Here is a 10,409-nt window from a genome sequence, read left to right as displayed (position 1 = left end):
AATATTATAAAGCTTATAAAAAGTAATTTTTAAGTAAAATTACTTTTTACTTTCAAAAGATTATTATCAAAAAGAGTATTTATGGCTAGCAAACAACTTTCACTCAAACATCTTAGTATGCCTATATTGCTAGAAATGTTTTTAAGATATTTTTCTTTGATTATCAACACCGTTATGGTTTCGCAATATTCTAACTTTTTAGTTGGAGCTATGGGTGCGGGTAATCAAGTAGCAGATTTATTTATCATTATTTTTAGTTTTTTAAGTGTGGGTTGTAGCGTAGTGATTGCTCAAGCTTTAGGGGCTAAAGATTACACTCTAGCAAGAAAGGCAATTCATCAAAGTTTATTTTTAAATGCTTTGCTTGGTTTTGTGTGCGGAAGTTTGATTTTATGGCATGGAGAGTTTTTGCTTTATCTTTTACAAATTCCAAATGAGCTTTTAAAAGATAGTGCGATTTACTTACACATGCTTGGAATTTGCTTGTTTTTTGACGCCATGGGTATAGTTTTGGCTGCTATTATTAGGGTGTATAATATGGCTTATTGGGTTATGTTTACTACCTTATTGATGAATGTTGTGATATTTATAGGAAATTTTTATGTATTACATTTTACCAAACTAGAGCTTTTTGGAGTAGGGCTTAGTAATATACTTGGGCGTTTGGTCGCCTTTGGTATGCTTGTAGCAATACTTAGTTTTAAACTTAAAATTCATCTTAAAATTAAAGAGATGATAAGTCTTGAAAAAGCTGTGCTTAAAAAGATTTTTAACATCGGTGGTTTTGCAGCAGGAGAGCATTTGATATGGTTTATACAATACACCATAGCTTTTGCTTTTGTAGCAAGTTTGGGTAAAGAAAATTTAAGCGTTCAAACGATTTATTTTCAAATTTCTTTGCTCATCATGCTAGTAGGGCAAGCTATAAGCGTAGCCAATGAAATTATCATAGGTAAATTAGTCGGCGCAAAATACTTAAATGTGGCCTATAAACATACATGGATAGCTTTATATTTTAGCGTGGTAGCAAGTGCTTTTGTAGCTTTACTTAATTATGTTTTGCAAGATTTTACCATGGATGTAGTAAAGCTTGAAGAGAGTTTAAAAGAACTTATGATACCACTTTTTACTCTTTCAATTTTCTTAGAAATCTCAAGAACTTTTAATATAGTCATGGTGAATTCACTAAGAGCAAGTGGTGATGCGAGATTTCCATTTTTAAGTGGAGTGGTGTTTATGCTTGGAGTTTCTTTACCGGTTGGTTATGTGTTTTGTTTTTATGCTGGACTTGGAATTTTGGGAGTTTGGATAGGTTTTTGTGCAGATGAGTTTTTACGCGGTATAGTAAATTCATATAGATGGAAAAGTAAAAAATGGCAAGGCAAAGCACTAGTATAAAAGGAATTTTAGAATTTAAAGAATTTCGTTTTGCTTTTGAAAAGAAAAAACTTAAATACTTAAGACTTAGGGTAGATAGGGATTTAACTTTCAAGCTTAGCATACCGCTATATTATGAGCAAAGAGATGTTTTAAGATTTTTAGAAAAAAATGAAAGCTGGATTAGAGCCAAAGAAAAAGAACTTTCTTTAAAAAGAGTAGTTTTAGCAAGTGATGAAATGTATTTTTTAGGTAAAAAATACAAGCTAGTTTTTAACGAAAATCATAAAAAAGTTCTTATAAAAAAAGATAAAATTTTTGCAAAAAATCAAAAGTCCTTAGATCTTTTCTTAAGGCGTAGTGCTAGGGTGATTTTTGAGTATTTTGTAAAAAAATGGCAATTTGTCCACAAGAGAAAAGTGCAAAGAATTTGCATTAAAGAAATGATTTCAAGATGGGGTTCTTGTAATCATCAAAAAGCATACATAAACTTAAATTTAAAACTTATGCAAAAACCTATAAAAGCTATAGAATATGTGATTTTACATGAACTTACACATTTAATCTACCCACATCATCAAAAAGAATTTTATGATTTTTTATATAAATTTATGCCTGATTATAAAGCAAGAGAAGTTTTTTTAAAAAGTCTTATTTTTTAAGTATATTTTTAAGCTTTCCTTAGAATTAAAATTGTTATATTTATATTTTTAAAAATTTAATTTTAAGGTTTTAAACTTGCTTTTAGAAATTACTTTTGATTATAAATCTAAAAATGATATTTTTGAGTATTTGTTAGCTTATTATGCTAAAGATTATGTGTATGATTATGAGCAAAAAGATGAAAAAATCATCATTAAGATTAAAGGCGAAAAAGATGAAATTCAAGCCTTTTGTTCTAATTTAGAAAATATCAGCCATAGTGTTTTTTTAAACAAATTTGACTTAAAAGTTATAGAAGAAGATTTTACACCTATAAAAAAAGAAAAAGCTTTTACTCAAAGAAGTTTTTTAACAAGACTCAATGCAAATGCTTATATTAATGGCGAGCTTTTAGAAAATGAATGGGGTATTTTTGTAGAAGAAGAATTTAAAATAGAAGAAGAATTTATAAAAATCACTAAAGAAAATTTCTACGATAATTTAAAAAAAGCCTTGGAAAAATTAAAAAACAAAGAAAAAATGCATTTTAAAAGTCCAAAAGGAATATATGCTTTTGAAATTTTTAATGAAGCATTGGATGATTTTTTAATACCTTGTGACCCAAAACATATCAATGCATTTTTTTCTTGTAATAACGAGCAATTTAAAATCTTAGCAGGGGTTGAAAAGCCTCTAATGAAACTTAAATTTAATGCTATTTTTAGACAAAATCATCAATTAAATCATGAATATTTTAAAATCAAAATATATGATAATCTTTTCTTGTTTGCTTTATGTTTTGAACTTGAAAAAGAAGGAATTAAGTTTTTAAATTTTAAAAAGCTAGAACATTTTGAAGATGATTTTGAAGTAGCTTTAATCGAAAATGAACTAGTAGTTTGTAGGGGTTATGATTATATTTTACCCGAGTTTAAAAATTTGATTTTTCAAAAAGAAGATAAAAATTTTGCAAGAATTTCTTGTATATTGTCTGATTTTAAAGACAAAAAGCCTTTGCTTTTAGAACTTAGCAAAAGAAATGATGATATTATCTTACTTGATAAAGAGCTAAATCTTTTAAAACTTTGCTTACCAAAAAGCTTTGATGAGTTTTATGAAACTATAAGTCAAGATGATGTTGCTAAGAGATTATTAGCTAATTACGAAAAAGAATTTATTCTTGTGCGAAAAGAACTAAATATGGCTAATAATTTTTTTAATCTTTTTGGCATGGTAGGGATGATTTTAGAGCTTGATGAAGACGAGAAAAAAGCAGCATTGGCACTTTTGACCTTAGCAGATGAGAGTAAAATGGCAAAAGGTGTTAGGATAGACTTTAAGCTTAATGAGCAAAAAGAATTTGATTACACTAAAACCTTAAGAAGCGTGATGAGTTTTAAGCTTGCTGGAGTAGAAAATCAAATCATAGCCTTAGGTGTTGTTGAGAGTTTGGCGTATTTTTTAAGGGATTTATTTGATGATTTAAGGGCTAAAGAACAAGTTGATTGTGCCGTGCTTAGTGGGAGCTTGTTTGAGCATAAAAGCCTTAGTAAAAATGTATTTAAACACATACCATTTTTTAAGTTAAGTGATGTCCCACTTTGGATATGAAATTCATATTAAAGGGTTAGTGCAAGGCGTTGGCTTTCGTCCTTTTGTTTTTAACATAGCTAAAGAGCTTAATTTAAAAGGTGAAGTTTATAATAATAGCTTAGGTGTTGTTATAATCCTTGAGTGTAGCAATGATGAATTAAAAATTTTTAAAGAAAAACTTTTTGCTAATTTACCACCTTTAGCTAGGATAGATGATTTTAATTTTTCTTATAAAAAACTTCAAAAAACTTATAATGAATTTATCATAAGTACTTCACAAGATAGTGAAAAATTTAGCCCGATTTTAAGTGATTTTGCTCTTTGTGAGGATTGCTATAATGAATTTTACGATGAGAAAAATCCGCGATTTAAATATCCATTCATCACTTGTACAAATTGTGGACCAAGATTTTCTATTATAAAAAAACTCCCATATGATAGAGTTAATACGACTATGGATGAGTTTAAAATGTGTTCTTTTTGTCAAAGCGAGTATGAAGATCCTACTAATCGTCGTTTTCATGCCCAACCACTCTCATGCCCAAAATGTAAAATTACTATTTTTTTAAAAGATAAAAATCAAAATATTTTAGCCAAAGATGAAAAAGCTTTTATCTTGCTTGCAAAGCTTTTAGAAGAAGGTAAAATCATAGCTTTTAAAGGTATGGGTGGGTTTCATTTAATTTGTGATAGCACAAATAAAAATGCTATAAATGAACTTAGAATACGCAAAAATCGCCCTAAAAAGCCTTTTGCTATCATGGTAAAAGATCTTAAAATGGCTCAAGAATTAGCTTTTATTAATGAAGCTGAAGCAAAACTTTTAACTTCAAATTTAAAACCCATAGTTATTTTAAATAGCAAAAATATCCATAAAAGCTTAGCACCAGATACCAATAAAATAGGTATTATGTTAGCTTATATGGGAACGCATTTAATGCTTTTTGAACATTTTAAAAAACCTATCATTGCAACAAGTGCTAATTTAAGTTCACAAAGCATTATTTATGAAGAAACAAAACTTTTAGAGCAACTTAGTGATGTGTTTGATTTTTATCTTGATTATGATAGAGCAATACACAATTCAAGCGATGATAGTATTGCTCAAGTTATTAGCGAAAAAATTATATTTTTAAGGACTTCAAGGGGTCTTAACCCACTTTATATCAATACAGCAGATATTTTTAATACAAAAGAAAATATTCTAGCTCTAGGAAGTGAGTTAAAAAACGAATTTGCATGTTTTTTTAAAAATCAAATTTTCATTTCTCCTTATATAGGCGATATGAAAAGTTTAGACATACAAGAGAGATTTTTTAAAATTTTAACTTTCTTTCAAAACTCTTATAAACTAAATTTTGATCAGATTTTAAGCGATAAACACCCACAATTTAACTATGTAAAAGAATTTAAAGATTATAAAAATTTTCGCGTGCAACATCACTATGCACATTTGTGTGCTTGTTTATTTGAACACAAAATTTACAAAAATGATGTTTTAGCCTTTGTTTTTGATGGAACAGGTTATGGAGATGATGGAAAAATTTGGGGTGGGGAGATTTTTAGAGCGAATTTAAAAAACTATGAAAGGCTAAATCATTTTAAAAATTTCAAACTAATTAATGCAGATATTAAAAATATCGCAAATTTAGCTTTAGCTTTAATTTTTGATTTTAATTTAGAAAGCAAAGCTAGCGAGTTTTTAGCTAAATTTTCTCAAGTAAAATTAAACAATCTTAAAAAAATTCACACTCAAAGCTCTTTATATACAAGTTCTCTTGGTAGGATTATTGATGCTTTTGGCGCTTTTGCTTTTGATATACAAAAGCTTGATTATGAAGCGCAAATTGGACTTTTGATGGAAAAATATTATGATAAAAATCTTGATTATAGTTACAAATTTGACATCAAAGAAAAAGAAATTTGCTTTAAAAATGCTTTTTTGCAAGCTTTAGAAGATAAAGATAAAGTTAAAATTAGCACAGGTTTGCTAAATGGCATTGCAAATTTAATTATAGAATATTCAAAAAAATTTAAAGAAGAAGTGCTTTTATGTGGTGGGGTATTTCAAAATAAAACCTTGCTTGAAATTTTAGATCGAAAAAATTTTGCTTATAAAACTTCTTTGCAATTTCCTTGCAATGATAGTTCTATCGCACTTGGGCAACTTGTGCATTATTTATCTTTAAAAACTTAATAAAACTCATATTTTTTTAATACTTTTTTATATACAATAAAATAAAAATATAAAGGAAAGATTATGTGTAAAGATTGCGGTTGTTCTATTAATGGACATGAACATCATCATGATCACCATCATGAAAATCCAGTTTTAAAAGATGAAAAAACTATTAATGTTATTAGTAAAATTTTATCAAAAAATGATCATCAAGCAGCTCATAATAGAGAGCATTTTAATGAGTATAATACTCTTTGTATTAATTTAATGAGTTCCCCAGGAAGCGGTAAAACAACGCTTTTAGAAGAAACTATAAAAACTTTAAAAGATGATTTAAAAATAGCTGTGGTTGAAGGAGATTTAGAAACTAATAATGATGCAAATCGCATTATCAAAGCAGGAGGCTTAGCTCATCAAATTACTACAGGACAAACTTGTCATTTAGATGCTTTTATGGTGCATGAAGCTTTACATCATTTTAAACTTAGCAAACTTGATATAGTTTTTGTTGAAAATGTGGGAAATTTGGTATGTCCTGCAAGTTATGATTTGGGTGAACATTTAAATGTAGTTTTACTTTCAGTAACAGAAGGTAGCGATAAGGTGGAAAAATATCCAGTGATGTTTAGAAAGGCTGATTTATTAGTCATTACTAAAGCCGATTTGGCTCAACATTTTGACTTTGATTTCAAAGCAGCTTCTATGGCAGCTAAAAGGCTAAATCCTAAAATAGATATTATGATTTTAGATAGTAAAACAAAAACAGGATTTGATCTTTGGATAAATTATCTAAAAATGAAAAAGGAGCTTAACTAATGTGTCTTTCTATACCTTCTAAAATTTTAGAAATTGATGAGCTAAATTCAGCCATAGTAGAAACTTTAGGGGTTAAAAGAAGAGTAAGTTTGGATTTAATAAGCGAGCCTTTAAAAGTAGGCGATTATGTGCTTATACATGTGGGTTTTGCTATGGAAAAAATCGACACTCAAGCTGCACAAGAGAGTTTAAAAATTTATGCTGATATAGCAGAGAAAATGCAAAATGGACAAATCGATGAAAATGAAGGCGATATGGGGCTAAAAAATGGATTTAATTAATGATTTTAGAGATAAAGAAAGAATTTTAGCCCTAAAAGAACTTATTGCTTCTAAAATTACTAAGCCTATTAATATCATGGAAATTTGCGGTGGACATACGCATAGTATTATGAAATTTGGTTTGCCTGATTTATTGCCAAAAGAAATTAATTTTGTTCATGGCCCAGGCTGTCCTGTGTGTGTTATGCCAAGAGAGCGTATTGATGTAGCTTTAAAGCTTGCAAGTATGCCAAATACTATCTTTTGTGTATTAGGCGATATGCTTAAAGTGCCAGGAAGTTATGAAAGCTTAATTGATCTTAGAGCTAAAGGAGCTGATATTAGAGCGCTTTATACACCTTTGGATGTGATAGATATAGCTTTAAAAAACCCTGAAAAAAATATAATCTTTTTTACCATAGGTTTTGAGACAACTACACCTATGAGTGGGGTGATTATAGAAAAAGGTATAGCTTTAAATTTAAAAAATTTATTTTTTCATATTAATCATGTGTTGGTTCCACCCGCGGTAGAAGCTATCATGCAAGATGAAAATGTAAAAATTGACGCCTTTTTAGGACCTTCCCATGTAAGCGTTATCACAGGATCAAGCATTTATGAACCTATTGCTAAAAAATACAAAACTCCTATAGCAGTGAGTGGTTTTGAGCCAGTTGATATAATGCTTAGTGTGTTAAATATAGTAGAGCAAATGAATGCAAATACTTTTGAAGTTTATAATGAATATCACAGAGTAGTTAGCAAAGAAGGAAATTTAAAAGCTAAGGCTTTAGTGGAAAAATACTTTAAACCTTGTGATTTTGAATTTAGAGGTCTTGGAGTGATTGTAAATGGCGGACTTTGTCTAAAAGATGAATTTGCACACTTAGATGCTAGCAAAGTGTTTGATTGTAAAGTACAAAGTAAAAACGAAAGCAAGGCTTGTATTTGTGGTCAAATTTTAAGAGGCTTAGCTAAGCCTTACGATTGTAAGGTGTTTGCAAAAGCTTGCACTCCAAAAAATCCCATAGGTAGCTGTATGGTTTCTAGTGAAGGAGCTTGCGCAGCTTATTATAAATACTATCAAGATAAGGCATAAAATGAAGCAAATTACTTTAGCCCATGGTGGCGGTGGCGAAGAAATGAATGCTTTGATAAGTGAAATTTTTTCTATTTTTGAAAATGATGTTTTAAAAGAGGCAAATGATGCTGCAATTTTAGATGATTTGGCTTTTAGTACTGATTCTTTTGTATTAAATCCTATCTTTTTAAAAGATATAAATATAGGAAAATTAGCAGTTTGCGGTAGCGTAAATGATGTATTAATGGTGGGAGCAAAACCGCTATATTTATCATTAGCTTTAATTTTAGAAGAGGGTTTTGAGCTAGAAAAGTTAAAAATTATACTAAAATCTATAAAAGAAGAATGCGATAAAGCGGGAGTAAAGTTAGTTTGTGGGGATACTAAAGTTGTTCCTAAAAATAAAGGCGATGAAATATACATTAATACTTCATGTATAGGTAAAAATATACAAAAAATCAATACCAAAAACTTAAAAAGTGGTTGTAGTATCTTAGTTTCAAGGGATATTGGAGCTCATGGTTGTGCGGTTTTGATTGAAAGAAATAATTTAGAGGCAAATATCCAAAGTGATTGTAAAAGCTTAAAAGATGAAGTTTTAACACTTTTAAATGCAAATATTTCCATAAAAGCAATGCGTGATGCTACGCGTGGTGGGCTTAGTGCAGTTTTAAATGAATGGACTAAATTAAGTAATTTAGAGCTTTTAATATTTGAAGAAAAAATCCCAGTTTGCGATGAAGTTTTGGGGGTTTGTGAGCTTTTTGGGTATGAGCCTTATGAGCTTGCAAATGAAGGAACTTTTATTATTTGTGTAGATAAAAAAGATGAACAAAAAGCATTAGAAATTTTAAAACAATTTAATACTAATGCAGCTATTATAGGTGAAATCACAACTAATAAAAAAGCAAGAGTGGTTTTAGAAAATGCTTATGGAGCAAAACGCATTTTAGAAGCTCCAAAAGGCGAGCTTTTACCAAGAATTTGCTAATGCATGAGTTAAGTATTACAGAATCTTTGCTAGAACTTTGTGAAGAATATGCCCAAGGAAAAGTTATTGAAGAAGTGCATGTTAAAATAGGGCGTTTAAGTGGGGTTGAACCTCCACTTTTGCAAAGAAGCTTTGAAACTTTTAAAGAAAATAGTCCCTTATGTAAGAATGCTAAATTTATTATACATATTCAAGAAGTAGTAGTTGAGTGTCAAAAATGTCATTTTAGTGGAGTGCTTAAAAATAATATCTTTTGGTGCCCAAAATGCGAAGATAAAGATTTAAAAATCATAGATGGGGAAGAGCTTTATCTTATGCAACTTGTTTTAAAAGAAAATGAGGATTTGGAAAATAATGACAAATAAGGAAATTATCTTAGGTGCGGGTTGTTTTTGGTGTACTCAAGCTGTGTTTGATGAAATCAAAGGCGTAGTTTATACAGAAGTAGGTTATAGCGGTGGTAAGCCAAATCCAAGTTATGAAAGCGTGGTAAATGGTGATGGGAATATAGAAGTAGCTAAGATAATTTATGATGAAAAACAAATTTCATTAGAAAAAATCTTAGAAATTTTTCTCAAAATGCACGATCCAACAAGCTTAGATAAACAAGGAGCTGATGAGGGGATACAATATAGATCAGTTATTTTTTATCAAACTAATGAGGAGTTAAAAATTATTAGCAATTTTTTACAAAAAGCACAAAAATATTACACTAAAGACATAGTTACACAAGTTTTAAAACTAGAAAAATTTTATAAGGCTGAAAACTATCATCAAAAATATTTTAAAAATAATCCTAGCCAAGCTTATTGTAGATTTGTTATTGCTCCAAAATTAGAAAAGGTTAATTGCTAATATTGTTTTTAAGTATTTTTGCAGTTAGATTTAAAAGCCTTTTGCAGGCTTTTAAAATTTAGTGGCAACCACAACCACCACATCCACAACTTTGACTAAAGAAATTTTCTAAAGCTTGCATATTAGGAAGTTCTGTTACTTCATTTACTAATTCTTTATAAGCAACTACACCATCTTTAATTACAAACACTGCTCTAGCTAAAATTCCCTCAAGTGGACCATCAGCCATTAAAACACCATATTTTTCACCAAATTCTTTAGAAACAAAATCACTCGCAACAGTTAAATTATCTATACCTTCAGTTGAGCAAAAACGACCCATAGCAAATGGTAAGTCCATACTAACTACGATTACTTCTACACCACTTGCTGCTGCTTTTTTATTAAATTCTCTAGCTTCAGTTGCACATACTGGAGTATCAAGGCTTGGTACGCTGATAATAATTTGAGTTTTACCTTTTGGAGCAATTTCAACACCTGAAAGATCTTTGGCTTTTAAAGTGATATTTGGAGCCATGTCGCCAATTTGGATGTTGTTTCCTTTTAAATTTACTTTATTTCCTTTGAATAATACACTATTCATTTTTTCTCCTTGAATGATTTTTATTAATCATA

Annotated in this window: 11 protein-coding genes; 10 read left to right on the top strand and 1 reads right to left on the bottom strand. The window is 29.4% G+C overall.

Annotated elements, in window-relative coordinates; all coding sequences use genetic code 11:
• Positions 1–81: 81 nt before the first annotated feature.
• The 10 genes from L8X50_RS02865 (at position 82) to msrA (ending at position 9,794) form a co-directional block, all read left to right on the top strand.
• Positions 82–1,398, top strand: a complete 1,317-nt coding sequence (locus L8X50_RS02865; protein ID WP_263659861.1) for an MATE family efflux transporter — start codon at positions 82–84, stop codon at positions 1,396–1,398.
• Positions 1,374–2,039, top strand: a complete 666-nt coding sequence (locus L8X50_RS02860) for a M48 family metallopeptidase (protein WP_263660349.1) — start codon at positions 1,374–1,376, stop codon at positions 2,037–2,039. The genes L8X50_RS02865 and L8X50_RS02860 overlap by 25 nt, the downstream gene beginning before the upstream one ends.
• A gap of 76 nt (positions 2,040–2,115) precedes the next feature.
• Positions 2,116–3,630, top strand: a complete 1,515-nt coding sequence (locus L8X50_RS02855) for a hypothetical protein (RefSeq protein WP_263660348.1) — start codon at positions 2,116–2,118, stop codon at positions 3,628–3,630.
• On the top strand, positions 3,611–5,809 hold the full coding sequence (gene hypF / locus L8X50_RS02850; protein ID WP_263660347.1) for a carbamoyltransferase HypF: 2,199 nt from the start codon (positions 3,611–3,613) through the stop codon (positions 5,807–5,809). Before L8X50_RS02855 ends, hypF begins: the two co-directional genes overlap by 20 nt.
• Before the next feature lie 63 nt (positions 5,810–5,872).
• Complete coding sequence (gene hypB / locus L8X50_RS02845; protein WP_263660346.1) at positions 5,873–6,607, top strand: hydrogenase nickel incorporation protein HypB; 735 nt, start codon at positions 5,873–5,875, stop codon at positions 6,605–6,607.
• Positions 6,607–6,888: a HypC/HybG/HupF family hydrogenase formation chaperone gene (locus L8X50_RS02840; RefSeq protein WP_012661500.1), complete on the top strand. Its 282-nt coding sequence runs from the start codon at positions 6,607–6,609 to the stop codon at positions 6,886–6,888. The genes hypB and L8X50_RS02840 overlap by 1 nt, the downstream gene beginning before the upstream one ends.
• Positions 6,875–7,966, top strand: a complete 1,092-nt coding sequence (hypD, locus tag L8X50_RS02835; RefSeq protein WP_263660345.1) for a hydrogenase formation protein HypD — start codon at positions 6,875–6,877, stop codon at positions 7,964–7,966. The genes L8X50_RS02840 and hypD overlap by 14 nt, the downstream gene beginning before the upstream one ends.
• 1 nt (position 7,967) lies before the next feature.
• Complete coding sequence (gene hypE, locus L8X50_RS02830) at positions 7,968–8,939, top strand: hydrogenase expression/formation protein HypE (protein WP_263660344.1); 972 nt, start codon at positions 7,968–7,970, stop codon at positions 8,937–8,939.
• The gene (locus L8X50_RS02825; protein WP_263660343.1) at positions 8,939–9,304 is read left to right on the top strand and encodes a hydrogenase maturation nickel metallochaperone HypA; all 366 of its coding nucleotides are present in this window, start codon (positions 8,939–8,941) and stop codon (positions 9,302–9,304) included. Before hypE ends, L8X50_RS02825 begins: the two co-directional genes overlap by 1 nt.
• Positions 9,294–9,794, top strand: coding sequence for a peptide-methionine (S)-S-oxide reductase MsrA (gene msrA, locus L8X50_RS02820; RefSeq protein ID WP_263660342.1), 501 nt, complete (start codon positions 9,294–9,296; stop codon positions 9,792–9,794). The genes L8X50_RS02825 and msrA overlap by 11 nt, the downstream gene beginning before the upstream one ends.
• Before the next feature lie 58 nt (positions 9,795–9,852).
• On the opposite strand, the gene tpx is transcribed toward msrA, so the two are convergent.
• Positions 9,853–10,377: a thiol peroxidase gene (gene tpx, locus L8X50_RS02815; RefSeq protein WP_263659853.1), complete on the bottom strand. Its 525-nt coding sequence runs from the start codon at positions 10,375–10,377 to the stop codon at positions 9,853–9,855.
• Between the last annotated feature and the right edge of the window lie 32 nt (positions 10,378–10,409).

It is taken from the genome of Campylobacter sp. CNRCH_2013_0898h (assembly GCF_025772965.1).
Taxonomy (GTDB): Bacteria; Campylobacterota; Campylobacteria; order Campylobacterales; family Campylobacteraceae; genus Campylobacter_D; species Campylobacter_D lari_D.
The sequence above is the reverse complement of the archived record's forward strand: the minus strand, read 5'-3'. Positions and strand labels throughout refer to the sequence as shown.

Coding starts and splice junctions, on each gene's coding strand:
- msrA (WP_263660342.1), top strand. CDS start 9,294: ATGACAAATAAGGAAATTATCTTAGGTGCGGGTTGTTTTTGGTGTACT.
- tpx (WP_263659853.1), bottom strand. CDS start 10,377: ATGAATAGTGTATTATTCAAAGGAAATAAAGTAAATTTAAAAGGAAAC.
- hypE (WP_263660344.1), top strand. CDS start 7,968: ATGAAGCAAATTACTTTAGCCCATGGTGGCGGTGGCGAAGAAATGAAT.
- L8X50_RS02860 (WP_263660349.1), top strand. CDS start 1,374: ATGGCAAGGCAAAGCACTAGTATAAAAGGAATTTTAGAATTTAAAGAA.
- hypD (WP_263660345.1), top strand. CDS start 6,875: ATGGATTTAATTAATGATTTTAGAGATAAAGAAAGAATTTTAGCCCTA.
- hypB (WP_263660346.1), top strand. CDS start 5,873: ATGTGTAAAGATTGCGGTTGTTCTATTAATGGACATGAACATCATCAT.
- L8X50_RS02865 (WP_263659861.1), top strand. CDS start 82: ATGGCTAGCAAACAACTTTCACTCAAACATCTTAGTATGCCTATATTG.
- hypF (WP_263660347.1), top strand. CDS start 3,611: ATGTCCCACTTTGGATATGAAATTCATATTAAAGGGTTAGTGCAAGGC.
- L8X50_RS02840 (WP_012661500.1), top strand. CDS start 6,607: ATGTGTCTTTCTATACCTTCTAAAATTTTAGAAATTGATGAGCTAAAT.
- L8X50_RS02825 (WP_263660343.1), top strand. CDS start 8,939: ATGCATGAGTTAAGTATTACAGAATCTTTGCTAGAACTTTGTGAAGAA.